The sequence below is a fragment of the Pseudomonas helvetica genome (genome assembly GCF_039908645.1).
GTDB lineage: Bacteria > Pseudomonadota > Gammaproteobacteria > Pseudomonadales > Pseudomonadaceae > Aquipseudomonas > Aquipseudomonas helvetica.
Genome location: NZ_CP150917.1, coordinates 5,921,027 through 5,945,982 on the forward strand (window position 1 = coordinate 5,921,027; position 24,956 = coordinate 5,945,982).

The window sequence follows — 24,956 nt, forward strand, 5'->3', positions numbered from 1 at the left end:
GTGTTTATTTAGCGGCGAGCAGCGATAACGGTGATTTCCACCAGCACCTGCGGGCGTGCGAGTTCAGCCTGCAAGGTGGTGCGACTCGGTGCGTGTCCCGGCGACAGCCAGGCCGACCAGACGTCATTCATCGCCGCAAAATCCTGGCCGATGTCCTTCAGGTAAATGGTCGCGCTCAGCAGATGGTCCTTGTCGCTGCCCGCCTCGGCCAGCAACGCGTCGATCTTCTCCAGCACCTCGCGGGTCTGCCCTGAGACATCGGTGCTGTCGCCCGGCACCTGACCGGAGAGAAACACCAACTCGCCAAAGGTCACGGCGCCGGATAAACGACTGTTGCTGTTGATACGAGTGATGGTCATGAGACGTTCCTTTGCATGGATGAGAGGTCAGGCAGCACGATGCGTAAAACCCTGCAGGTCGATGGAAGGGTTGCGTTGGCCGATCAGTTCGCTGAGCACCCGGGCACTGCCGCACGCCAGGGTGAAACCCAACGCGCCATGGCCGAGGTTGAGCCACAGGTTGCGGTAAGCCGTCGCCCCCAACAGCGGCACGCCGCTGGGAGTGGCCGGGCGCATACCAGCCCATTCGACAGCCGCGTCGTAGGTGCCGGCATTCGGAAACGTGTCGCAAGCCTGGCGCTTGATCAGTGCCAGGCGCTTGGGATCCGGCGCCGGATCGAAGCCAACGATGTCGACCATCGCCGCCACCCGCAATTGCTCGCCGATCCGCGCATAGACGATCTTGCGGTCGTAGTCGGTGATGCTCAGGTCCGGGGCACGATGCTCTGCACCAATCGGTACCGTCAGGCTATAACCTTTGAGCGGATACAGCGGCAGGTGCACACCGGGCAGTGCCAGCAACGGGCTACGGTGGCCGGCGGCGATGACCAGTTGTTCGACCGGCAACACCTCATCAGCCAATTCAATGGCGCTTACCGCACCGTCGACATGACGAATCCCGGTCACCGCCCGCCCCAGCCGAAACTCGCATCGACCCGAGGCTTTCAGCCGCTTCATCAGTTGCTGGCAGAAGGCGTGGCAGTCGCCCACCTCTTCGTCCGGGGTATAAATCGCCCCGACAAACGCAGCATCAGCCAGCGCTGGCTCAAGACGCGCGCTTTCAGCTGGCGACAACACTTGCTGTTGCTGTGGATCGACGAGGCTGTTGCGGGCATGCTCGAAGCTCGCAGCCTGGCGAAAGGTCACCAGTTTGCCGTTGCGCCGCCAATTGAAGCCGTCCAGCGAGTCCTCTTCGCGCCAGCCTTGCAGGGTGGTCTGGCTCAATAGCGCCAGACGTAGCAAATGGGCCGCATTCTGGCGATTCACCGAGGTCCGGCAAGCACCAAGGAAGGACGCCATCCAGCGCCACTGCGCCGGGTCGAAACGCATGCGCAGCTTCAGCGGCGAATCCCCTCGCAGCATCCAGCCGATGGCCTGTAACGGCACGCCGGCATCGGCCAGCGGCGCAACGTAGCGATAGGATAATTGGCCGCCGTTGGCAAAACTGGTTTCGCTGCCCAGCGAGTCACGGGCCTCGACCACCGTCACCTCAAAGCCATCGCGAACCAGCGCGTAAGCCGTTGTCAGGCCAATCACCCCACCGCCGATGATGCAAACTCGCTGAGCCATGTCAGTCCTTAGCCATTGTTGAGACGAGCCTGAGGTTAGAGCCAGGTGACAGGCGCCGAACAATGAATAAAGATGCCTGCCCCATAAGCAAAGGTTATGGAATCGCCATGCGCCTTCGACACATCGAGATTTTCCAGGCCATCCGCCAGACCGGTTCGGTCAGCGGCGCCGCGCAATTACTGCACGTCTCGCAGCCTGCGGTGACCAAGGTGTTGCAGCACGCCGAGCAACAACTGGGCTTCCCGCTGTTTTTGCGGGTGCGTGGTAAATTGCAGGCTACGCCTGAAGCACTGGAACTGGAGCGCGAGGTCGACAAGGTCACTGAAAGCCTGCAAGGAGTGCGACGCCTGGCCCAGAGCCTGCGCCGCGAGCCGGGCCACAGCCTGCGGATCGGCGCGACACCGGCGCTGGCCCTGTCGCTACTGCCGCCGGCGGTCAACGAGTGGACCCGGCGTTACCCGGACATCGTCTGCGAACTGTCCAGCGCCCACAGCCGCGAATTGATGCAGAACCTGCTGATGCGTGAAATCGATGTCGCGCTGACCCTGCAACAACCCGACCACCCAGGGCTCAAGGCCCAGGCGTTGGCCTGTGGGGTGCTGGTAGCGTTGGCGCCGAGCGGGTACTGGCCTGAGGCAGACCAAGGCAAGCCACTGCCATTGATGGCCTTGGCCGATGCGCCTTTGATTGGTCTGTCCAGCGCCGATCCGTTGTCCGCCAGGCTCGACAGTTACCTTAAAGCCGTCGAGCCACCGCCACGGGTCAGCATCTCCGTGCAGACCTATTCATTGGCGCGGGCCATGGTCGAATCCGGTGCCGGGCTGGCGGTCATCGACCCGTTCACAGCCCTCGGTGCCTCACCGAGGACTACGACCATCCGGCCATTGGCGCCGCCGTTGCCGATCACTTTGTACGCCGTGACCCGCGTTGACGAGCCACCGCCGCACACCCTGAGCGATTTGCTGACGATCTTCAGCACGCGCGCACAGGAGCAACTGGATCGGTTGGTGGATCGTTGATGAGCACCAGCTAAAAGATCGCAGCCTGCGACAGCTCCTACAGAGCAACGCGTTCGGCGTAGGAGCTGCCGAAGGCTGCGATCTTTTGCTTCACAAGACGTAAAACAGGATCGCCACGAAGTGCAGCAAACTGCCGGCGATGACGAACAGGTGCCAGATGCCGTGGGCGTGGCGCAGTCGGCTGTCGAGGGCGAAGAAGATGATGCCGACGGTATAGAACACCCCGCCCGCCGCCAGCCAGGCAAAACCGACAGTGCCCAACGCCGCCAGCAGCGGCTTGACCGCCACCAGCACGATCCAGCCCATCACCGCGTAGATCACAATCGACAGAATCCGCGCCTCGGAGCGCGGCTTGATCTCTTGCAGCATGCCGATCACCGCCAGCCCCCAGACAATCCCGAACAAGGTCCAGCCCCACGGCCCGCGCAGGGTGACCAGACAAAACGGCGTGTAACTGCCAGCGATCAGCAGGTAGATCGACAGGTGATCGACCTTCTGCATGATCACCTTCGCCCGCCCGCGCACGCTGTGATAAACCGTCGAAACGCTGTACAGCACCAGCAAGGTAAACCCGTAAATCGCCACGCTGACAATCTTCCAGGGGCTGCCGTCCAAACTGGCAATCACCAACAACCAGACCGCCCCGACACACGCCGCAACCGCCCCGAACAAATGGCTCCAGGCGTTGAATTTTTCTCCGTGATACATGCGTCTCCAACCTCAAAAAATCACTGCTACATCGCACAAGCCTCAGGCTTGTAGCCTGGGTGTGCAATGTTTCAAATCAAATGTCATGGACTAAAGCGGTCCCTTTATGGGACTTATCGTTCCCCAGAAGGGACCGATCAACTCACTGCGCAACCAACCCCGCCCCCACCAACAACTCTTCCAGCGCCAGCAGATCCGGGACTTTCGCCACGTGTTCGGCAACCTGGACCGCGGCGTGTTCCAGCGAGCACAGCGGCACGTCGACATAGCTCAACTGGCTGTCGAGCTTGTAGGAGCGTGGAATCCCTTGCACCAGCAAGGCGATGAATTTGAGGTGCGGGCGCCCGCCGAGAGCGTTGAGGACGACGATACGCGCACGGTCGCCGATCACGGTTTTGTTGCCGCAGGCCGATTCGAAACTCAACAGCGGGATTTGCCGCTCGCGCCAGGTCACCAGGCCCAGGTACCAGGGCGGTGAATCGAGGTCAAAGGCGCCGGGCTGATAGTCGATCAACTCGGCGACGGCGACATTGGGCAGGATCAGGTTGCGATCGGCCAAGGGCAGCAGCAGCCCGGTGAGGTTGCTGGTGCGGTGTTCAAGCATGGGTTTTGCTCCATAAAGCGATGCTTTCGAGCAATACCGATTCCTGGTACGGCTTGCCGAGGTAGTCGTTGACGCCGATAGCCATCGCCCGGTCGCGGTGTTTCTGGCCGGTGCGCGAGGTGATCATGATGATCGGCAGGTGCTGCAACCGTGGATCATTGCGTACCTGCATGGCCACTTCAAAACCATCCATGCGCGGCATTTCAATGTCCAGCAGCATCAGGTCGGGCATGTGCTCTTCGAGCAACAGCATGGCGTCGACGCCGTCCTTGGCGGTTAGCACGTTCATGCCGTGGCGTTCGAGCAGGCGGCTGGTGACCTTGCGCACGGTGACCGAGTCGTCGACCACCAGGACCAGCATCGAACGCTGCGGCTCGGCCTCCGTGGCCGTCTCCTGAATGACCCGCTGCGGTGACACCTGCGTCTGCATGGCGCGGATATGCGTCAGCAGGTCGAGAATCAGCACCACCCGGCCATCGCCAAGAATGGTCGCGCCAGACAACCCCTGCACCGCCGCGAACTGCGGGCCGAGACTTTTCACCACGATTTCCCGGGTACCGGTCGTCGCATCGACCTGCACCGCGATGCGCCGCTCGTTGCACTGCACCAGCAACACCGGCAACGGCAGGCTCTGGCCCAGCAGTTTCGGGCGGACGCTGGTCTTCAGCAGCTCGCCGAGGTAGCACAGTTCATAGCGTTGCCCGGCGTATTCATATAGCGGTGGATCGAGCTGGTAATAGCCCTCCAGCTCAAAGGGCAGCACGCACACGATGCCCTCGATGGTGTTCAGCGGGATCGCGTATTGATCCTCGGCACACTGCACCATCAGCGCACGGTTGACCGACACGGTGAACGGCAGACGAATGCGGAAGTGCACGCCGTGCCCAGGCACAGAGTCGATGACCATCGAGCCACCGAGTTGCCGCACTTCTTCGTGAACCACATCCATACCGACGCCACGCCCGGAGATCTGGGTGATTTTCTCGGCAGTGGAAAACCCTGGCTGCAGAATGAACTGCAACACGTCGCGATCGCTCATGTCACTACCGGGGTCGAGCAACCCGCGCTTGATCGCCTTGCGCCGCACGGCATCCAGCGGCACGCCGGCACCGTCGTCGCGGATGTCGAAAATGATGTCGCCGCCCTCACGAGACAAATCCAGGGTGATGCGGCCTTGCTCGGGTTTACCGGCCGCACGGCGGACTTCGGCGGACTCCAGACCGTGGTCGACAGCATTGCGCAGCATGTGCTCAAGCGGTGCCGCCATGCGTTCCAGCACATTGCGGTCCATCTCGCCTTCGGCGTTCCCGACAATGAACTCGACGTCTTTGCCCAACTCGCTGGAAACCTGACGAACGATGCGCTTCAAGCGCGGCAGCATCCGTTCGAACGGCACCATGCGCGTGCGCATCAAGCCTTCTTGCAGTTCGGTGTTGATCCGGCCTTGCTGTTGCAACAGGTTCTCTGCGTCGTGGTTGCAGCGCTCGAGGGTTTCCTTGAGGTCGAGCAAGTCGGACGCCGACTCGAACAATGCCCGCGACAACTGCTGCAACTGCGAGTGACGGTCCATTTCCAGCGGATCGAACTCTTCGTAGCCCAGACGCTCGGCCTCAACCTGCTGGCGGCTGAGAATCCGGCCCTGAGTTTCGGTGTCGAGCCGGCGCAACTGATCGCGCATGCGCTCGATGGTGGTTTCCATCTCGCTCAGGGCGACTTGCGCATCGTTGACTTGCTGCTCGATGCGACCGCGAAAGATCGAGGTTTCCCCGGCCAGGTTGACCAGATCGTCCAACAATTCGGCCGACACCTTGACCATATCGGCGCCAGCGTCCGGTTGCAGCGCCGCGGCCTCTGGCTTGGCCACCGGTGCCACTTCAACCACAGGAGCCGGTGTCGGGGCCTTGTCAGCTGTCGGGTGAGTGAAGGCCTTGATCGCGTCGATCAGGCTGTCCGCCGGCAGCACCGGCTGGCCGGCGCGGGTCGCATCGAGCATCTGCGCCAACCGGTCATGGCTGCGTTGCAACAGATCGAACAACGCCGGTATGGCGTGCAGCAAGCCGGTCGACAACCCTTCGTAAAGAAATTCCAGCTCATGGGCCAGGTCGCCAATCGGGGCGATTTCGACCATTCGCGCGCCGCCCTTGAGGGTGTGCAGGTCGCGCAGCAGGGTTTCCATTTCCTGACGATTTTGCGGGTCCGCCTGCCAGCGCGACAGCGCCGCACCCGAACTGTCGATGATGTCGAAACCTTCCTCGAGGAAGATCTCCAACAGTTCCGGATCGTGGCTCGCCGCATCATTCGCAGCCGCCGCCTCGACCACTTCAGCCGTACTGCCAGTGCTTTGCCGAAATTGCTGGATCGCCTCGATCAACGTACCCGGATCGCTCAGTGGCTGATGGTTTTGCAACTGTTCGAGCAACATCGCGAGGCGGTCGTGGCTCTGTTGCAATAACACCCCGAGCGCTGGTGAATGACTGAAGCGCCGGTCGACCAAGCCTTCATAAAGGCTTTCAAGCTCGTGGGCCAGATCGCCGACCGGCCCAACCTCGGCCATTCGTGCGCCGCCCTTGAGAGTGTGCAAGTCGCGCTGCAATGACGACAGCGGCGCAGCGCTCTCTGGATCATTGAGCCAACGCTGCAAGGCCTGTCCGGCGCTTTCGAGGATATCCACCGCTTCTTCGAGAAAGATCGAAACGATTTCATCGTCAATCGTCAACGCCTGCGCCTGTGCCAGCTCGCTGGTGGCGCTGCCCAGTTCGGTAACGCTCAGCGTGCGACTGCCATCGCTGCGAATCAGCCCCATGGCCGACGGATCAAGGCCCTCATTGAGCAAATCACGCAAGGCCCGCACCCGCGCCGGTTGCGAACCGACTTCCTGGCCGGCAGCCAGTTCGTCGAGCATGTTGATCAGCGCTTCGTGAGCGCTTTGTGCCTCGTGGAAGAACCGTTCGTTGACCGCCAGGCTGCTTTCCTCTACCGCGCCGTAGAGGTCGAGCAAGGCTTCGCACAGCTCGTCCACCGGATGCAGATCGGCCAAGTGCGCGTTCTCGCCCAGGGTCGTCAATTCATCCAGCAGAGCGCTGAGTTCCTGCCGCTCGCCGGGGTGTTGCTGCCAGCGCTGCAACAGGCTTTCGGCGTCCAGCAGGATATCCATGCCCTGGGCCAGGAATTTGTTGATCAGTTGCGGATCACGCTTGATCCGCAACCCCGTGTTCGGCGCATTGAGGATGGCGTCCAGGCGCTCGGCAAGCAGCGCCTGAGTGCGCCCGATCAAGTCTTCGGCACCCCTGATCGGCATCAGCGGATCACCGCTCAATTGCTTCAGCCCGCGCCGCAACAGTTCACCGGCTTCGAGCAGCAGTTCGACTTCATCCAGGTCCAGCGCAATCTGGTGCGCCTTGTACTCGCGGGCCAGATGATCGAACGGCGCCGCCAGTTCGGCAATCGGCAACACACCGGCCATCGAAGCGCTGCCCTTGAGGGTGTGCAAGGCGCGTTGCAACTCATCGCTGGCCTGCAACGGCACATGCTCAGCGGCCCGGTCGAGAAAACGGTCGAGGCTCTGGAGGTGGGTTTCAGCTTCGTTGCGGAAGATCTCCAGCAACTGCGGATCAAGCATCGCGTCATCCTGCGACGCAGTGTCCGGCAGGGTTTCATCCCCCTTCGCCAGGGCATGGGCGCGAGCGGCCAGGCGGTCGACATCGTCGCGCTGACGCTGGGTGTTGGCGGCGAACTCAGCGATCAGTTCAGGGAGCAGTTGCAGCACTTCATCCAGCAGCTGATAAACCGGCGGACCCGGTTCGACACTGCGTTCCAGTACCCGGTTGAGCAGATTCTCCAGCGCCCACGCCAACTCGCCCAACACCAGTGCGCGGACCATTCGCCCGCTGCCTTTCAACGTATGGAAAGCGCGACGCAACTCGCTCAGGACCGAGGCGCTGTCGGGGCTGGCCACCCAGCGCGGCAAGTATTCACGCAGGATATCGAGGACTTCATCAGTCTCCTCGAGAAAGACTTCGCGCAGCTCGGCATCCACCGGTTCTTCATCGGCCGGCGGCGGCAACAGACTGCCCGGCGTGATCAGCGCAGGCGGATTGACGGCACGGGCCGGGCTGGCCAACACCTCGGCCAGCGACTGGGCGATCTGCGGGTTATCCAGTGCCGGCAGATCCGGCAGATCCGGCATCACCAACGCCAAACCTGGGCTCAGCACGTCTTCGGATAGCGGCAGCACCTCGCCGGGGAAATACCCCAGAGCGGCCAGGCTTTGCTCGGCGACATCGAGGATCTTTTCGCCGGGCGCCTCGGGGTCTTCGCTCAAACGCTCCAGGTAATACTCGATGCTGGTAATGGCGTCGGCCAGGCTGTCGAGTTGTGGCCAATCGGGACGCGTCTGGTCTGCCAGCAGATGCTCGCGAATGAAACCGTTGCAGGCTTCCAGCAGGCTTGCCGCACGGCTCAACGGAATCATCGCCAACGCGCCACGCACCTGGGTCAGCACGGCCGGAAGCGGCTGCAGGACCTGACGATCCCAATCGCTGTCGATGTAGTCGACGATTATGTCCTTGGCCTGTTGCAGGCAGATTCGCGCTTCCTTGATGACGATCTGGTGGATCTGCGTCAGGTCGGTGGTCGGCAACCGGCTCTCTTCGCGGTTTTCCTCAACGGTGCCGACCATTCCGGCCAGGGTCGCCTCGACGTAAAGCAGGGCTCCGGCGACATCCATCAGGATCGCGTCGTTCGGCTCGCGTTGGCCTTGTGCAAGGCTCAGGACCACCGCCAGTTGATCGATGATCACCTTGCGCGGTTGACCGAAGCCGAGCACCGCCAGGGTGTCGGCGATTTGCCGCAGTGGCGCCAGCAGGCTGTCGAGGTCCGAGACATGTTGTCGGTCACTGCGCACGAACAGGTCGAGGCGCTCCTTGACCCGCACCAGTTCTTCGCAGAGCGCGGCCAGCACCGAGCGCATCGCGTCGCGGTCCGGGCCAGCCAGGCGAGCGCGTTCTTCATCGACCATTGCACTGTCGGGCAACGCGTCGTCCAGGGCATAACGCTCTTTCATGGCTTGCATCTGCGCAGTGGGATGTTGTGCCTTGGCAATGTAGAACAGCAGGCTCTTGAGCAATTCAGGCGGCGCTGGCTGATTGATTTCCGAGATGCCGTGTTCAAGCAGGCGCTTGAGTTCCTTGTCAGCGTCCTTGAACAGGCTGCGCAGCGCCGGACTGTTGGCGACACTGCCGCTGAGCATGCCTTCGACCAGCGCCGAAGCGATCTGCCACAACGGCCCCAATGGCGCCCCGTCGCAGAGCATTTCGAGGCGTGCAAAGACCTTGGCCAGATAGCCGAGATTGGTGGTGTCGTCCTGTTCGCGAAGCAACCCAACCAGTCCCATCTGCAACATTTGCCGCAATTTGCGCAGCACATTCGGCAACTCGGCCGGCTCAAGCATTGCCAGCGTGTCGTCATCCAATTCGGGAAGCGCTTGCCACTGCGGGCTGAACAGGCTGGTTTCCGACAACAGGCTTTCGCCACGGGCGCTGCGCAGGTCGTTGATCAACGGCAAGACCACCAACGGCAAGTCACGGCGGGCACTGTGCACACGGTCGAGGTAAATCGGCAGTTGGCCGAGGGCTTGTTGCAGCAGGCGAATGGCTTCATCGCGGTGGCTGACGCGGTTGTGCTGCAACGCTGCCGCGAGCTGCTCCATCTCTTCGGCGAGCAACGCGGCGCCGTAGAATTCAACCATCTGCAAACTGCCGTGAACCTGATGAATCCCCGCCAGGCACTCCGCGATCGCGTGCGCCGTCAGTGGTTCTTCGACCCGGTTGTCGAGGGCCATGCTTTCAAGGGCAATAAACGCCTGCTTCAACGTTTCGGCAATTTCGCCCTTGACCCACTCGAGGGCCACATAGTCGTGCCGATCACCCATAACCACTCCCATCAAAATGCTGTTCCAGCAGGCATCGTTCAAGCCTTGTCGGCGCTGCGCTCAGGCACCGCCGGCAAGGTGAAACCAGACACCGAACGCCGCAGCTGGCTGGCCATCTTCGCCAGGTTGCCGATGCTCTCGGCAGTGGCCGTGGAGCCCGACGAGGTCTGCGTGGTGATCTGCTGGATCACGTTCATCGTCAAGGATATCTGACCCGCCGAAGACGTCTGTTGCTGCGCCGCGTTGGAAATACTCTGGATCAACGCTGCGAGCGTTTTCGATACGCCTTCGATTTCTTCCAGGGCCACCCCCGCATCCTGCGCCAGTCGCGCGCCACGCACCACTTCGGTGGTGGTCTGCTCCATGGAAATCACCGCTTCATTGGTGTCAGTCTGGATCGCCCGCACCAGAGTTTCAATTTGTCGGGTGGCCGCCGACGAGCGCTCCGCCAGCCGCTGGACTTCATCGGCAACCACCGCAAAACCACGCCCGGCGTCACCGGCCATGGAGGCCTGGATGGCGGCGTTCAACGCGAGAATGTTGGTCTGGTCGGCAATGTCGTCGATCAGGCTGACGATGTCGCCGATTTCCTGGGACGACTCGCCCAGACGCTTGATCCGCTTGGCCGTGTCCTGAATCTGCTCACGGATATTGTCCATGCCGTGAATGGTGTTGTGCACCACCTCGTTGCCCTTGTTGGCGATCTCCACCGAGCGCTCGGCAACGGCGGACGACTCGGCGGCATTGGCCGAGACCTGATCGATGGACTGGGCCATTTCGTTGATCGCTGTCGAAGCTTCGGAAATCTGCTGGGCCTGATGCTCCGAGGCCTGGGCCAGGTGCATCGCGGTCGCCTGGGTTTCCTGCACTGCGGCAGCGACCTGACCGGCGGTCAGGTTGATGGTCGCGACCAGATCGCGCAGCTGATCGACCGAGTAATTGATCGAGTCGGCGATGGTCCCGGTGAAGTCTTCGGTGACCGATGCCGTGACCGTCAGGTCGCCATCGGCGAGGTCTTCGATCTCGTCGAGCAAGCGCATGATCGCGTTCTGGTTACGTTCGTTCTTCTCGGCGGTTTCGCGCAACTGGCGATTGGTTTCACGAACCATCACCAGGCCGATCAGGATGATTGACATCAGCGCCAGCAAGCCCAGCACGTAACCGCCGATGGTGTCGGTCGAACGCCCGCCCACCATGTTTTCGAAGCCGTTGGCCAGGTGCGAGGCTTCATCGAGCAAGGTCTGCGACAAGTTGAAGATGTTGCCCGCCGACTCGCGGACCTTGAACAGTTCAGGCGAGGTTTCGAGGATCTCGTCGACCGAGCCCGAAACGAATTCGAACAGCTCGGAAATCTCGGTCAGCCGGGCACGCGCGTCATGGTCTTCGACCTCGCTGATCTTCAGGGACGGATTGCCCTGGAGCATGCCGTTGAGCACCTGGCCGAAACGCGCCGCATCACGGCCAAAGGCGTCGGCCGCCTGTTGGGCATTTTCGTCGCCGACGAGCACCGTGTTGACCGCGCCCAGGATCCGTTCGGCCAGCAACGACTGGCGCTGAGCCATGGCGACCTGAGCAGCAGGTGCGCCGCGCTGGAGCAGGATTTCGACGACTTTTTCGTACTCGACCTGCAACTGCGGCACGGTCTCGGCCAGGGTCGCGGCGACCTGATGCAGCGACAGCACAGTCTGTTCGCTGGAAAGGATCGCGTCGGTATTTTTCAGCAGGCGCTCCCAGTCCAGCTGCACCGCGCGCATTTCGGCGTGCACCGCGTGGGGTGCTGGTGGCAGACCGGTGGTCGGGTCACCTTTTTTCAAGTAACCCCAGCGTTGGGCGAAGTCGTTACGCGAATCACTCAGCAGCTTGAACGCCGCCGCTTTGCCGGCTGCCGCTTCAGTGGCGTTTTTGGCAATGCGCTGGGACAGCACGCGCAGCTCTCCGGCGTGACCGATGTACTGCTTGTCGTAGGAGGCCTGGGTATTGAGGTAAGCGAAGTTGGCGAACAGCAACACGATGAACACGATCAGCGCCATGAACAGCACAATGATCTGTGCACGACTGCGCGACCCTTCCGTAGCCTTGCCTGTATTTGCTTTTATCATCGATCCTCGCCTAAAAGATCGCGATCCGTAGCAGCTGGCGAAGCCTGCGTCCGGCCGCGAAGCGGTCGTAAATCCTGCCAACCTTTTCAACCTGACACTCTGCGGTGCCTGGTTTTGCGAGTGCTCCGCACTCGAACGCAGCCTTCGGCAGCCGCTACAGGGATAGTGCCAACCCGTCCGTCGTGTTTACAGGGCTACATCCATGAACCGTGGGGACTGCACCAGGGCAAACGGGCTGAAGACCTGCCACCGTTGCTCGCGTTCGAACTGTCCCTTTATGAAAAGTCCCGCCGCACCACCCTGAGCGTCCAGTGATGCCGGCTCGAAACTGGCCTGATTGAAGTGCTGCATGCCGAGCACCTCATCGACCATCAACCCGACGAACAGCTCTTTATACTCAACGACCAGTACGCGCCGCTGTTTGCGCAGCGCAGACAACTCAATCCCGAGGAAACCGCACAGGTCCATGACCGGCAACAGTCGTCCGCGCAGGTTACCCACGCCCCTGACCCACGACTTGACCCCCGGCAACTGAGTCAGACGCGGCTCGTGCAACACCTCGCTGACCTCGCCCATCGGCGCCACGTACCAGCGCTCGCCTAGGCGAAAGCCGATCCCGCTCCAGCCGTGATTGCGGGTTTGCTGCGAAGGCAGGTCCGCCGCCAGCAGGCGGCAGCGCTGATCGATCTGCAGCAGCAGCTCGAAGGCGGTCAGCGACTCGGCCATGGGTCGGCCGTCAGCCTGCCAGCACGTTGTTCAGGGTCTTGATCAGGGTGTCTTCTTCCACCGGCTTGGTGAGGTAGTCCCTGGCGCCCTGGCGGGTGCCCCAGACCTTGTCGGTTTCCTGATCCTTGGTGGTGATGATGATCACCGGGATGTGCCCGGTTTCCGGGTCTTTGGTCAGCTGGCGGGTGGCCTGGAAACCGTTGAGGCCGGGCATGACGATGTCCATCAGCACCGCGTCGGGTTTTTCCTGGCGGGCCAGTGCCACACCGTCTGCGCCGTTTTCGGCTTTCAACACTTCGTGACCGTGCTTTTCCAGCATGCCGGTCAGTTTGTACATTTCGGTCGGCGAATCATCGACGATCAGAATACGTGCCATGGTCTTCCCCATTCTTGTAGACGCCGGGCCCGCTGGCCGAGCGTCACTGTGCGTGTCTTACTGCGGCGAAACAACGACAAAGCCCGGTACATGGGCCTGGATCGCACTCAGCAGTTCTTCCTTGCTGAAAGGCTTGGTCAAAAACTGGTCGGAGCCGACGATGCGCCCCTTGGCCTTGTCGAACAACCCGTCCTTGGACGACAGCATAATCACTGGCGTGGACTTGAACGCGCTGTTGTTCTTGATCAACGCGCAGGTCTGATAGCCATCCAGACGCGGCATCATGATGTCGACAAAGATGATGCCGGGATGATTGTCGGCAATCTTGGCCAGGGCATCGAAACCATCGATGGCCGTGATGACCTCACAGCCCACGTTTTTCAACAACGTTTCGGCGGTACGGCGAATCGTTTTCGAATCGTCGATCACCATGACCTTCAAGGCGCTGGAATGCTGTTCCATATCTGCTCTACCGTCGCCTTTGCGAATCAAATTGTCGTTTGCGGCTTACCGAGGGCCCGAAACCCTTGATGCTCAAGGGCCAGAACGATATGGCAGCCTTTTTAGCACAGTCTCCAAATCCAATCTATCGAGCAACCTTCGAGGTGGTTTTTCCTTGACCGGGAACACACTGGGCGCCACTCTGACGCCACTTTTTCATGTCGCTTCGACCACCCAAATTTCGAGGAAAAACCCATGAGCGTTCGCGTCGGGATTGTCATGGACCCTATCGCCAGCATTTCCTATAAAAAGGATAGCTCGCTGGCCATGCTGTTGGCCGCCCAGGCGCGCGGCTGGACGCTGTTCTATATGGAACAGCGCGATCTGTACCAGGCCGAAGGTGAAGCCCGGGCGCGGATGCGTCCTTTGAAAGTTTTCGCCAACCCGGAAAAATGGTTTGAGCTGGGAGCCGAAACCGACGCGCTGCTGAGCGATCTGGACGTGATCCTGATGCGCAAGGATCCGCCGTTCGACATGGAGTTCGTTTACTCCACCTACTTGCTGGAGCAAGCCGAACGCGCGGGCGTGCTAGTGGTCAACAAGCCGCAGAGCCTGCGCGACTGTAATGAAAAACTGTTCGCCACACTGTTCCCGCAGTGCACGCCGCCGACCGTGGTCAGCCGCCGTCCCGATGTACTGCGCGATTTCGCCGATCATCATGGTGATGTGATTCTCAAGCCGCTGGACGGCATGGGGGGTGCGTCGATCTTCCGTCACACCAAGGGCCATCCGAACCTGTCGGTGATCCTCGAAACCCTGACTCAGCACGGCAAACAGCAGATCATGGCGCAGGGTTACCTGCCGGCGATCAAGGACGGCGACAAGCGCATCCTGATGATCGATGGCGAACCGGTGGATTACTGCCTGGCGCGGATTCCCGCCGCTGGTGAAACCCGTGGCAACCTGGCTGCCGGTGGTCGTGGTGAGGCACGCCCGCTGACCGACAAGGACCGCTGGATCGCCGCACAGGTCGGCCCGACCCTGCGTGAAAAGGGCTTGCTGTTCGTCGGCCTCGACGTAATCGGCGAGCACCTGACCGAAATCAACGTCACCAGTCCGACCTGTATTCGCGAGATCGACAACGCTTTTGGCACGAACATCGGCGAAATGCTGATGGCTGCCATCGATCAGAAGCTTAAAGCGCGTTGATATAGAACACCCAAGTTACGACCAACATTGCGTTATCATGCCCGGCCTGTGAAAAACGCGATGTTGGTTTTCTTGTTATGACACTTCCGTCCGATCTGCCTCCCGAACTCGCCCACCGTGGCGTGCGCCCGGCCGATCGCCTCGGTTTTACCCTGTTTCTTGCAGCGCTGATTCACCTGGCCTTGCTGTTGGGCATCGGGTTCACCTTTGTCGAACCCAAGCAGATCAGCAGAACCCTGGAAATCACCCTCGCCACCTTCAAAAGCGAAAAGAAGCCTGCAAAAGCCGATTTCCTCGCCCAGGAAAACCAGCAAGGCAGCGGCACCCTGGATAAAAAAGCGATCCCCAAGACCACCGAGATCGCACCATTCCAGGACAACAAGGTACAAAAAGTCTCGCCCCCGCCATCGGTCAAACCCCAGGTAGAGGAAGCCGCGCCGAAAGCCGCCGTGACCACTATCGCACCCGCGCCAAAGAAAGCCGTGGCCAAGAAACAAGAGATCAAGGCCGAGCCGACGCCCAAGGCCGTGACACCGACATTCGACAGCTCGCAGCTGTCCAGCGACATCGCCAGTCTGGAAGCGGAGCTGGCCAACGAACAACAGTTGTATGCCAAGCGCCCGCGCATCCACCGTCTGAGCGCCGCTTCGACCATGCGCGACAAGGGCGCCTGGTATAAGGACGAATGGCGCAAGAAGGTCGAGCGTATCGGTAATTTGAACTACCCCGAAGAAGCCCGGCGCAAGCAGATCTACGGCAACTTGCGACTGATGGTCTCGATCAACCACGACGGCTCGCTGTATGAAGTGCTGGTGCTGGAATCCTCCGGCCAGCCGCTGCTGGATCAAGCCGCGCAGCGCATCGTCCGCCTGGCCGCACCGTTTGCGCCGTTTACCGGCGACCTGTCGGATATCGACCGGCTGGAAATCATTCGCACATGGAAATTTGCGCGCGGAGACAAGCTCTCCAGTAACTGACGCTGGCGCTCATCTGTGGCGAGGGAGCTTGCTCCCGCTGGGCTGCAAAGCGGCCCCAAAAGCGGCAACCCCATTCAATCGGGCACAACGCGCCAGCTGGATTGCGACTGCTACGCCCGAGCGCGGACCGGCCGAGCGGGAGCAAGCTCCCTCGCCACAGGGGCCTGCGGTGAATCCAATCAGCATTTCCTGCGCATCCCCAGCTTGTCAGTTTGCCCCTCCAACGCCACACTAGCGCCTATGAAGAACGTCAGCCCGAGCTACCTCAAGCATCACTTCCTGATCGCCATGCCTCACATGGCCGACCCGAACTTTGCGCACACCTTGACCTACATCGTCGAGCACACGGCCAATGGTGCCATGGGGTTGATCATCAACCGCCCACAAGACCTGAGCCTGGCGGACATTCTCGAGCAATTGCGCCCAGACATCGAACCCTCGCCACTGTGCCAGCACGTGCCGATTTTCACTGGCGGCCCGGTACAGACCGATCGCGGTTTTGTCCTGCACCCGATCGGCTCGACGTATCAGGCAACGGTCGAACTGGATGGCCTGGCGCTGTCCACCTCCCAGGACGTGCTGTTTGCCATCGCCGATGGCATTGGCCCGAGCAAAAGCCTGATCGCCCTCGGCTACGCCGGTTGGGAACCCGGACAACTGGAAACCGAGCTGGCCGACAATGCCTGGCTGACCTGCCCGTTCGATGCCGACATCCTGTTCAACACCAGCAGCGAATTGCGCCTGGAAGCAGCCGCCAAGCGCCTGGGCATCAACCTCAGCCTGCTGACCAGCCAGGCGGGACACGCCTGATGGCCCTGCGTCTGATTCTGGGTTTTGACTACGGCACCAAACAGATCGGCGTTGCGGTCGGCCAGGTGATTACCGGCCAGGCCCGCGAGCTCTGCACCTTGAAGGCGCAAAACGGCATTCCTGACTGGAATCAGGTCGAAGCCCTGATCAAGGAATGGAAACCCGACGCTGTGGTGGTCGGCCTCCCGCTGAACATGGACGGCACGCCCAGTGACATGTGCTTGCGCGCCGAGAAATTCGCCCGCCGCCTGAATGGCCGCTACAACCTGCCCTTCTATACCCACGATGAACGTCTGACCACCTTTGAGGCCAAAGGTGAACGGCGGGCACAGGGCGGGCAGAAAGGCAGTTACCGCGACAACCCGGTCGACGCCATCGCTGCCGCCCTGCTGCTGCAAGGCTGGCTCGACGAAAACACTGCACTGTTCGAATCCTGAAAGCCGAATCCTGAAGAGGCGCCACAGTGCCTCTCTTCGCTACAACCCGAGCCGCACTGTGCACGCAGCGTGCTCGGGCCCATGAAGGAGCAACCATGAGCCTGCCCAATCCCGCCGAACTGATCAGCCAAATGGCGGTCCGTCTCAAGGCCCACCTTGAACACCGTGGCATCAGCGAACCGCGCTACATCGGCATTCGCACCGGTGGCGTGTGGGTCGCCCAGGCCTTGCTCGAAGAGCTAGGCAGCGACGCGCCACTGGGCACCCTGGACGTTTCCTTCTACCGCGACGACTTCAGCCAGAGCGGCCTGCATCCGCAGGTTCGCCCTTCGGCACTGCCGTTCGAAATCGAAGGCCAGCACCTGGTGTTGATCGACGACGTGCTGATGAGCGGTCGGACGATCCGCGCCGCCATGAACGAACTCTTCGACTACGGCCGTCCGGCCAGCATCACCCTGGTGTGCTTGCTCGATCTGGATGCCGGCGAGCTGCCAATCCGCCCGGACGTGGTGGGCGCCACCCTGTCGCTGGCGGCCCACGAACGGGTCAAGCTGACCGGCCCTGACCCGCTGCAGCTCGAACTGCAAGACCTCGCCCTTTAATTCGCCCTTTTAAAGAGTCCATTGCGATGACGCCTTTAGACACCAAGCGCCCGCTGCAGCTCAATGATCAGGGCCAGCTGCGCCACTTCCTCTCGCTCGACGGTCTGCGCCGCGAGCTGCTGACGGAAATCCTCGACACCGCCGACTCGTTCCTTGAAGTCGGCGCCCGGGCGGTCAAGAAAGTCCCGCTGCTGCGCGGCAAGACCGTGTGCAACGTGTTCTTCGAAAACTCCACCCGCACCCGTACCACCTTCGAACTGGCAGCCCAGCGGCTGTCGGCAGACGTAATCACCCTGAACGTGTCGACGTCGTCGGCGAGCAAGGGCGAAACCCTGCTCGACACCCTGCGCAACCTTGAAGCCATGGCCGCCGACATGTTCGTGGTGCGCCACGGCGACTCTGGCGCCGCGCACTTCATCGCCGAACATGTTTGCCCACAGGTGGCGATCATCAACGGTGGCGACGGCCGTCACGCCCACCCGACCCAGGGCATGCTCGACATGCTGACCATCCGGCGGCACAAAGGCAGCTTTGAAAACCTGTCAGTGGCCATCGTCGGCGACATCCTGCACTCGCGGGTTGCACGCTCGAACATGCTCGCGCTGAAAACCCTCGGCTGCCCGGACATCCGCGTGATCGCGCCGAAAACCCTGCTGCCGATCGGTATCGAACAGTACGGCGTGAAGGTCTACACCGACATGACCGAAGGCCTGAAGGACGTCGACGTGGTAATCATGCTGCGCCTGCAGCGTGAACGCATGACCGGCGGCCTGCTGCCGAGCGAGGGCGAGTTCTATCGCCTGTTCGGCCTGACCACTGCGCGCCTGGCCGGCGCCAAACCGGATGCCATCGTCATGCACCCGGGCCCGATCAACCGGGGCGTGGAGATCGAATCGGCGGTGGCCGACGGTCCGCACTCGGTGATTCTCAATCAGGTGACCTACGGGATCGCCATTCGTATGGCCGTGTTGTCCATGGCCATGAGCGGGCAGACTGCCCAGCGCCAATTCGAGCAGGAGAAGGCCCAGTGAAGCTCAGCATTCTCGGCGCCCGCGTCATCGATCCAAGCAGCGGCCTGGATCAAGTCACCGATATTCACATTGAAGCCTGCAAGATAGTCGCCATTGGCGCCGCTCCAGCCGGTTTCGTCGCTGTCGAGACCATTGAGGCCAAAGGCCTGGTGGTCGCCCCCGGCCTCGTCGACCTGAACGTCGCCCTGCGCGAACCGGGTTACAGCCGCAAAGGCACGATTGCCAGTGAAACCCGCGCCGCTGCGGCCGGCGGCGTCACCAGCCTGTGCTGCCCGCCACGGACCAAACCGGTGCTGGACACCTCCGCCGTGGCTGAGCTGATCCTCGACCGCGCCCGCGAAGCCGGTAATGCCAAAGTGTTCCCGATTGGCGCCCTGAGCAAAGGGCTGGACGGCGAACAGCTGGCGGAACTGATTGCCCTGCGCGATGCTGGCTGCATTGCATTCGGCAATGGCCTCGAGAGTTTCCGCAACACCCGGACCCTGTGCCGGGCACTGGAATACGCGGCGACGTTCGACCTGACGGTGATCTTCCATTCGCAGGATCATGACCTCGCCGAAGGTGGCCTGGCTCACGAAGGCCCGACCGCGAGTTTCCTCGGCTTGCCGGGGATTCCCGAAACCGCTGAAACCGTGGCCCTGGCCCGCGATCTGCTGCTGGTCGAACAAACCGGCGTACGTGCGCACTTCAGCCAGCTCACCAGCGCCCGCGGCGTGGCATTGATTGCCCAGGCTCAGGCCCGTGGCATGAAAGTGACGGCCGATGTGGCGTTGTATCAGCTGATCCTCACTGACGAGGCGCTGATCGATTTCAACAGCCTGTACCACGTCCAGCCGCCGCTACGCACCCGCACTGACCGCGATGGCCTGCGCGCTGCCGTGAAGTCGGGGGTGGTTCAAGCCATCTCCAGCCATCACCAGCCGCACGAGCGCGACGCCAAGCTGGCACCGTTCGGCGCGACCGAGCCGGGCATCAGCAGCGTTGAACTGCTACTGCCGCTGGCCCTGACGCTGGTAGAAGACGGTTTGCTCGACCTGCCGACGCTGCTGGCACGCTTGAGTGCCGGTCCGGCCGATGCCCTGCGCCTGCCGGTAGGCAAGCTGGCGGTGGGCGCTCCGGCGGATCTGGTGGTGTTCGATCCAGCCGCCTCCACCGTAGCCGGTGAGCACTGGCTGTCGAAAGGCGAAAACTGCCCGTTCCTCGGCCATAGCCTGCCAGGCGTGGTGCGCTACACCCTGGTGGACGGACGGATCAGCCACCAGGCGTAAACGCGTCACCTGTGGCGAGGGGGCTTGCCCCCTCACCACATATTCAGCGGCTCTGCGCGTTACGCACCGAGATCTGGTCATTCAATGTCCAGAAGTCATACAACACCCCCAGAAAGAACAACCCGCCGGTCACCAGGTACAGCAGGCCCGTCAGCCACTTGCCTTGGTACATGCGGTGCAGACCGAACACGCCCAGGAAGGTCAGCAGGATCCAGGCAACGTTGTACTCGATAGGACCAGCGGTAAAACGCAGGTCCGCTTCACGGTCCATCGCCGGGATCAGGAACAGGTCGATCAGCCAGCCAATGCCCAGCAACCCGAAGGTGAAAAACCAGATCGTACCGGTCACCGGCTTGCCGTAATAGAAACGGTGAGAGCCGGTAAAACCGAAAATCCACAGCAGGTAACCGATCACCTTGCTGTGGGTGTCCTGGTGTGAAACATCCTGACGATAGGTGTTCATGGGTTCCCTCATTTGCCTCGATAGATAAATATTCTTGAATTCTTTGTGACTTTTTTACAGGCGACCGACGTGTGGCAAATGCTACCTTGTCTCCCGTCAAAGCCTTGTAACACCTGACTTCTGTCCGACAATTGAGTCCGTTTGCCGCTTCTTTGCTGCAGTTGACCCCCGGGTTGAATCGACCAACGGCCTCGGAAAGGACAAAAAAGCTGTTATAAAGTTGCGCGCTTACCTACATAGAGCCTTGCCTAATGCGTCCATTTTTCAAGACATGGCTAACCATTTGCCTATTAATGCCACTGGCCGCCCACGCCACCAATCGTGAGCAACGTCTTCCAAACGTTAATGGTTACACCCCAAAATCTCATGTTTCTGCCGTCACCAGCAAAAACAAACACGCTGTAAAAGGTCTGACTCACCTGAGCAAGGCCGACAGCAAACCGGTCCCGCCAATGGGAGCCAAACAAAGCAGCAATGTACTGAGCCGTGCAGTAAACGTGCTTGGCACTCCTTATCGTTGGGGCGGCAGTAGCCCAAGTAAAGGCTTCGATTGCAGCGGGCTGGTGAAATACGCCTTCAATGGCGTGGGTGCGGCTGATCTGCCACGCACTTCCAACGCCATGGCCGCCGGTCACGGACAGAAAGTCGATCGCAAGGACTTGAAGCCGGGCGACCTGATTTTCTTCAATATCAAGAGCCGAAAGGTCAACCACGTCGCCATTTACCTGGGCAACGACCGCTTCATCCACGCACCGCGTCGTGGCAAGTCGGTGACCATCGACACCCTGAAGAAACCGTACTGGGAAAGCCATTACGTGGTTGCCAAGCGGGTTGAAACGAAAGAATCGAAAGCCCTGCGCATCGCTCAGCGCTGATTCGAAGCAAGATCATTGTGGTGAGGGGGCAAGCCCCCTCACCACAGACCTGCACTCCCCCCTCAGAAATTATCCGGTGACCGCGCCCTCTCCCGCGCATGCTCGCGAGTGATCAGGCCTTTGTTCACCAGATCCTTCAAGCTCATATCCAGCGTCTGCATCCCCAACGAACCCCCGGTCTGAATCGACGAGTACATCTGCGCAATCTTGTCTTCGCGGATCAGGTTTCGAATCGCCGAGGTGCCAAGCATGATTTCGTGGGCCGCCACCCGGCCACCACCGATTTTCTTGATCAGCGCTTGGGAAATCACCGCCTGCAACGACTCCGAGAGCATCGAACGCACCATCGACTTCTCATCGCCTGGAAACACGTCCACCACCCGGTCAATGGTTTTCGCCGCCGAGTTGGTGTGCAAGGTGCCAAAGACCAGATGCCCGGTCTCGGCCGCCGTCAGCGCCAGGCGGATGGTTTCCAGATCGCGCATCTCCCCCACCAGAATCACGTCCGGGTCCTCGCGCAATGCCGAACGCAACGCCGTAGCGAAACTGCGCGTATCGCGGTGTACTTCACGCTGATTGATCAGGCATTTGCGTGATTCATGGAGGAATTCGATGGGGTCTTCGATGGTGAGGATATGGTGATGCCGGTGGTTGTTCAGGTAATCGATCATCGCCGCCTGGGTGGTCGACTTACCGGAACCTGTCGGCCCGGTGACCAGCACCAGCCCGCGCGAGACCTCGGCAATACGGCGAAACACATTCCCCATGCCCAGATCTTCCATGCTCTGGATTTTCGACGGGATGGTCCGGAACACCGCGCCCGGGCCGCGGTACTGATTGAACGCATTGACCCGAAAGCGCGCCACACCCGGCGCCTCGAAGGAAAAGTCGGTCTCCAGCGCCTGCTCGAACTCCACCCGCTGCTTGTCGTTCATGATCGCGTAGATCAGCTCGCGCACCTGCTTGTCATCCAGCGCCGGCAGGTTGATCCGCCGCACATCGCCATCGACCCGGATCATCGGCGGCAGCCCCGCCGACAGGTGCAAGTCGGAAGCCCCTTGTTTGGCGCTGAACGCCAGCAGTTCAGTGATATCCATAGCACTCCCCAATTCCAGTAGAATGCCGCGAACCTCAGACTGCCGGCGTCCCTTGAATGTCCACGATAGCAGACAACATAGCGCAGGTAGCTGCGCGTATCCGCGCAGCGGAGCAAGCCGCGCAACGTGCCGAGCACAGCGTCCGCCTGCTGGCCGTGAGCAAGACCAAGCCCAGCGATGCCGTGCGTGAAGCCTATGCCGCCGGCGTGCACGACTTTGGCGAGAACTATCTGCAGGAAGCCTTGGGCAAACAGCTCGAGTTGGCCGACCTGCCCTTGATCTGGCACTTCATCGGCCCCATTCAATCGAACAAGACGCGAGCTATCGCCGAGAGTTTCGCTTGGGTGCACTCCGTGGATCGTTTGAAAATCGCACAACGCCTGTCCGAACAACGTCCGGCCGAGTTGCCACCCTTGAATATCTGCATTCAGGTCAATGTCAGCGGTGAAGCCAGTAAATCCGGTTGCACCCCGGCCGATCTGCCGGCACTGGCCAGCGCTATCAGCGCGCTGCCGCGGTTGAAACTGCGCGGTTTGATGGCAATTCCCGAGCCGACTGAAGATCGCGCAGCTCAGGACGCAGCCTTTGCAGCCGTACGTGACTTGAACAAAAGCCTGCAAGCCAGCCTGAATCTGCCACTCGACACACTTTCCATGGGCATGAGCCACGACCTGGAGTCGGCCATTGCCATGGGCGCCACCTGGGTTCGTATCGGTACGGCCCTGTTTGGTGCCCGCGACTACGGTCAGCCGTAACGTGGCTGACTTACCTCTCTATAAGGACCTGACATGAGCAAGACACGAATTGCCTTTATCGGTGCCGGAAACATGGCCGCCAGCCTGATCGGCGGCCTGCGTGCCAAAGGCCTGGACGCTGCACAGATCCGCGCCAGCGACCCGGGCGCTGAAACTCGCGCACGGGTAACCGCCGAACACGGCATCGAAACGTTCGCCAACAACGCCGACGCCATTCAAGGCGCAGACGTGGTCGTGCTGGCGGTCAAACCCCAGGCCATGAAAGCCGTGTGTGAAGCACTGCGCCCAAGCCTGGCGTCGAATCAACTGGTGGTGTCGATTGCCGCCGGGATCACCTGCGCCAGCATGAACAACTGGCTTGGCGCTCAGCCGATCGTGCGTTGCATGCCCAACACCCCGGCGCTGCTGCGTCAGGGCGTGAGCGGTTTGTACGCCACGGCCCAAGTGACTGCCGAACAGCGTCAGCAGGCCCAGGAGCTGCTGTCTGCCGTTGGCATCGCCCTGTGGCTGAACGAAGAGCAGCAACTGGACGCGGTCACCGCCGTTTCCGGTTCGGGCCCTGCGTACTTCTTCCTGCTGATCGAAGCCATGACCGCTGCAGGCGAGAAGCTTGGCCTGCCACGGGACATCGCTGCCCAGCTGACCCTGCAAACCGCGCTGGGCGCCGCGCACATGGCCGTTGCCAGTGACGTCGACGCTGCGGAGCTACGCCGTCGCGTGACCTCGCCAGCAGGCACCACCGAAGCCGCGATCAAGACCTTCCAGGCCGGCGGCTTTGAAGCCCTGGTCGAAAAAGCACTCGGCGCCGCAGCCCACCGTTCAGCCGAGATGGCCGAGCAACTGGGTCGCTAATCAGCTCTTACAAAGGAATCAATAATGCTCGGACTCAATGACGCTGCCATTTTCATCATTAAAACCCTGGGCAGCCTGTACCTGCTGATCGTGCTGCTGCGTTTTATCCTGCAATTGGTTCGGGCGAACTTTTACAACCCGCTCTGCCAGTTCATCGTGAAAGCCACTCAGCCGCTGCTCAAGCCTCTGCGCCGGGTAATCCCAAGCATGTTCGGGCTGGACATGTCGTCTCTTGTACTGGCGCTGATCGTGCAGATGCTGCTGATAGCCGTCATCCTGGCGCTCAAAGGCTTCCTGGTCGACTCGCTGCTGTTGGTGCCTTGGGCACTGATCGCCATCTTCTCGCTGTTTTTGAATATTCTGTTCTACGCGATGATCATCAGCGTGATTCTGTCCTGGGTAGCCCCGGGGAGCCACAATCCGGGCGCAGAGCTGGTCGCTCAGATTACTGAACCGGTACTCGCCCCATTCCGCCGTATCGTGCCGAACCTGGGCGGCCTCGATATCTCGCCGATCTTCGCGTTTATCGTGATCCAGTTGCTGCAAGGCTGGCTGATCCCACACCTTGCGAACTATGCCTACATGCCGCAGGGGCTGCTCGGGCTCATCTGATGAGCTACTTTCGCTGGGACGGGGATGACCTGATCCTCGACTGTCACCTGCAACCGGCGGCCCGCAGCGATGATTTCTGCGGGCTGCATGGCGATCGGCTGAAGATCCGCCTGACCGCCCCGCCGGTCGAAGGCAAGGCCAATGCCTACCTGATGGCGTTTCTGGCCAAGGCGTTTGGCGTGTCCAAGAGCCAGGTGAGCCTGATAAGCGGCGAGCTGAACCGGCAGAAGCGGGTTCGGATCAGCTCGCCGAAGAAGCTGCCGGAATTGCCGGGGTTGCTGCGTCCAGCAGGCTGACCGCGTCATCGTTCATCGCGAGCAAGCTTTGCTCCTACGGGTCACGGGTTGTGCGCAAATCCGCGACCGACACAAACGCTGTAGGAGCAAGGCTTGCCCGCGATGGCAGCACCTCGGTAGAACTGAATGAAATCAGGCCCGG

The 24,956-nt window shown here is 61.2% G+C and carries 24 protein-coding genes; 13 read left to right on the forward strand and 11 right to left on the reverse strand.

Annotation, left to right across the window (positions count from 1 at the left end; all coding sequences use genetic code 11):
- Window positions 1-8: 8 nt before the first annotated feature.
- Both AABM55_RS27355 and AABM55_RS27360 read right to left on the reverse strand, forming a co-directional pair.
- On the reverse strand, window positions 9-359 hold the full coding sequence (locus tag AABM55_RS27355; RefSeq protein WP_103316745.1) for a RidA family protein: 351 nt from the start codon (window positions 357-359) through the stop codon (window positions 9-11).
- A 27-nt stretch (window positions 360-386) separates the two neighbouring features.
- Entirely contained in the window at window positions 387-1,673 is a 1,287-nt protein-coding gene (locus AABM55_RS27360) for a D-amino acid dehydrogenase (RefSeq protein WP_347930088.1), read from the reverse strand.
- Window positions 1,674-1,735: 62 nt separating this feature from the next.
- Here AABM55_RS27360 and AABM55_RS27365 point away from each other — a divergent pair, with 62 nt between their 5' ends.
- On the forward strand, window positions 1,736-2,647 hold the full coding sequence (locus AABM55_RS27365; protein ID WP_054594445.1) for a LysR family transcriptional regulator: 912 nt from the start codon (window positions 1,736-1,738) through the stop codon (window positions 2,645-2,647).
- A 90-nt stretch (window positions 2,648-2,737) separates the two neighbouring features.
- Here AABM55_RS27365 and AABM55_RS27370 read toward each other — a convergent pair whose 3' ends face one another.
- The 7 genes from AABM55_RS27370 to pilG form a co-directional block, all read right to left on the reverse strand.
- Window positions 2,738-3,355, reverse strand: a complete 618-nt coding sequence (locus AABM55_RS27370; RefSeq protein ID WP_054594446.1) for a hemolysin III family protein — start codon at window positions 3,353-3,355, stop codon at window positions 2,738-2,740.
- 142 nt (window positions 3,356-3,497) lie between these two features.
- Window positions 3,498-3,959 (reverse strand): chemotaxis protein CheW, encoded by a 462-nt coding sequence (locus tag AABM55_RS27375; protein ID WP_054594447.1) that lies wholly within the window; start codon window positions 3,957-3,959, stop codon window positions 3,498-3,500.
- Window positions 3,952-9,888: an Hpt domain-containing protein gene (locus AABM55_RS27380; protein ID WP_347928224.1), complete on the reverse strand. Its 5,937-nt coding sequence runs from the start codon at window positions 9,886-9,888 to the stop codon at window positions 3,952-3,954. Before AABM55_RS27380 ends, AABM55_RS27375 begins: the two co-directional genes overlap by 8 nt.
- A gap of 38 nt (window positions 9,889-9,926) precedes the next feature.
- The gene (locus AABM55_RS27385) at window positions 9,927-11,987 is read right to left on the reverse strand and encodes a methyl-accepting chemotaxis protein (protein WP_054594449.1); all 2,061 of its coding nucleotides are present in this window, start codon (window positions 11,985-11,987) and stop codon (window positions 9,927-9,929) included.
- A 186-nt stretch (window positions 11,988-12,173) separates the two neighbouring features.
- The gene (locus tag AABM55_RS27390) at window positions 12,174-12,713 is read right to left on the reverse strand and encodes a chemotaxis protein CheW (RefSeq protein WP_054594450.1); all 540 of its coding nucleotides are present in this window, start codon (window positions 12,711-12,713) and stop codon (window positions 12,174-12,176) included.
- A gap of 10 nt (window positions 12,714-12,723) precedes the next feature.
- On the reverse strand, window positions 12,724-13,089 hold the full coding sequence (gene pilH, locus AABM55_RS27395) for a twitching motility response regulator PilH (RefSeq protein ID WP_019694067.1): 366 nt from the start codon (window positions 13,087-13,089) through the stop codon (window positions 12,724-12,726).
- Window positions 13,090-13,146: 57 nt separating this feature from the next.
- Window positions 13,147-13,551 carry a twitching motility response regulator PilG gene (gene pilG / locus AABM55_RS27400; protein WP_054594451.1) on the reverse strand — a complete coding sequence of 135 codons (405 nt, stop codon included), beginning with the start codon at window positions 13,549-13,551 and terminating at the stop codon, window positions 13,147-13,149.
- A 234-nt stretch (window positions 13,552-13,785) separates the two neighbouring features.
- Between pilG and gshB the strand changes: the two genes are divergently transcribed.
- From gshB to AABM55_RS27435, 7 genes are all read left to right on the forward strand, one after another.
- Window positions 13,786-14,739, forward strand: a complete 954-nt coding sequence (gene gshB / locus AABM55_RS27405; protein WP_347928225.1) for a glutathione synthase — start codon at window positions 13,786-13,788, stop codon at window positions 14,737-14,739.
- A gap of 77 nt (window positions 14,740-14,816) precedes the next feature.
- Window positions 14,817-15,716 carry an energy transducer TonB gene (locus AABM55_RS27410; protein WP_347928226.1) on the forward strand — a complete coding sequence of 300 codons (900 nt, stop codon included), beginning with the start codon at window positions 14,817-14,819 and terminating at the stop codon, window positions 15,714-15,716.
- A 240-nt stretch (window positions 15,717-15,956) separates the two neighbouring features.
- Window positions 15,957-16,526 carry a YqgE/AlgH family protein gene (locus AABM55_RS27415; protein WP_054594454.1) on the forward strand — a complete coding sequence of 190 codons (570 nt, stop codon included), beginning with the start codon at window positions 15,957-15,959 and terminating at the stop codon, window positions 16,524-16,526.
- Window positions 16,526-16,963, forward strand: a complete 438-nt coding sequence (gene ruvX / locus AABM55_RS27420) for a Holliday junction resolvase RuvX (RefSeq protein WP_054594455.1) — start codon at window positions 16,526-16,528, stop codon at window positions 16,961-16,963. The genes AABM55_RS27415 and ruvX overlap by 1 nt, the downstream gene beginning before the upstream one ends.
- 95 nt (window positions 16,964-17,058) lie before the next feature.
- On the forward strand, window positions 17,059-17,565 hold the full coding sequence (pyrR, locus tag AABM55_RS27425; protein ID WP_054594456.1) for a bifunctional pyr operon transcriptional regulator/uracil phosphoribosyltransferase PyrR: 507 nt from the start codon (window positions 17,059-17,061) through the stop codon (window positions 17,563-17,565).
- Window positions 17,566-17,591: 26 nt separating this feature from the next.
- Window positions 17,592-18,596, forward strand: coding sequence for an aspartate carbamoyltransferase catalytic subunit (locus AABM55_RS27430; protein ID WP_019694074.1), 1,005 nt, complete (start codon window positions 17,592-17,594; stop codon window positions 18,594-18,596).
- On the forward strand, window positions 18,593-19,864 hold the full coding sequence (locus tag AABM55_RS27435) for a dihydroorotase (protein ID WP_347928227.1): 1,272 nt from the start codon (window positions 18,593-18,595) through the stop codon (window positions 19,862-19,864). The genes AABM55_RS27430 and AABM55_RS27435 overlap by 4 nt, the downstream gene beginning before the upstream one ends.
- A 43-nt stretch (window positions 19,865-19,907) precedes the next feature.
- Here AABM55_RS27435 and AABM55_RS27440 read toward each other — a convergent pair whose 3' ends face one another.
- On the reverse strand, window positions 19,908-20,327 hold the full coding sequence (locus AABM55_RS27440; RefSeq protein WP_019694078.1) for a TM2 domain-containing protein: 420 nt from the start codon (window positions 20,325-20,327) through the stop codon (window positions 19,908-19,910).
- Between the two features lie 251 nt (window positions 20,328-20,578).
- Between AABM55_RS27440 and AABM55_RS27445 the strand changes: the two genes are divergently transcribed.
- Window positions 20,579-21,202, forward strand: a complete 624-nt coding sequence (locus AABM55_RS27445) for a C40 family peptidase (protein WP_216744029.1) — start codon at window positions 20,579-20,581, stop codon at window positions 21,200-21,202.
- A 62-nt stretch (window positions 21,203-21,264) separates the two neighbouring features.
- On the opposite strand, the gene AABM55_RS27450 is transcribed toward AABM55_RS27445, so the two are convergent.
- Window positions 21,265-22,299 (reverse strand): type IV pilus twitching motility protein PilT, encoded by a 1,035-nt coding sequence (locus tag AABM55_RS27450; protein ID WP_347928228.1) that lies wholly within the window; start codon window positions 22,297-22,299, stop codon window positions 21,265-21,267.
- A gap of 56 nt (window positions 22,300-22,355) precedes the next feature.
- On the opposite strand from AABM55_RS27450, the gene AABM55_RS27455 reads away from it, so the two are divergent.
- The 4 genes from AABM55_RS27455 to AABM55_RS27470 are packed head-to-tail and all read left to right on the forward strand — an operon-like array spanning window position 22,356 to window position 24,814.
- Window positions 22,356-23,054, forward strand: a complete 699-nt coding sequence (locus AABM55_RS27455; protein ID WP_347928229.1) for a YggS family pyridoxal phosphate-dependent enzyme — start codon at window positions 22,356-22,358, stop codon at window positions 23,052-23,054.
- 33 nt (window positions 23,055-23,087) lie between these two features.
- The gene (gene proC / locus AABM55_RS27460) at window positions 23,088-23,906 is read left to right on the forward strand and encodes a pyrroline-5-carboxylate reductase (protein WP_347928230.1); all 819 of its coding nucleotides are present in this window, start codon (window positions 23,088-23,090) and stop codon (window positions 23,904-23,906) included.
- Window positions 23,907-23,930: 24 nt separating this feature from the next.
- Window positions 23,931-24,518 carry a YggT family protein gene (locus tag AABM55_RS27465; RefSeq protein WP_347928231.1) on the forward strand — a complete coding sequence of 196 codons (588 nt, stop codon included), beginning with the start codon at window positions 23,931-23,933 and terminating at the stop codon, window positions 24,516-24,518.
- Window positions 24,518-24,814: a DUF167 domain-containing protein gene (locus AABM55_RS27470; protein WP_347928232.1), complete on the forward strand. Its 297-nt coding sequence runs from the start codon at window positions 24,518-24,520 to the stop codon at window positions 24,812-24,814. Before AABM55_RS27465 ends, AABM55_RS27470 begins: the two co-directional genes overlap by 1 nt.
- Window positions 24,815-24,956: the final 142 nt, after the last annotated feature.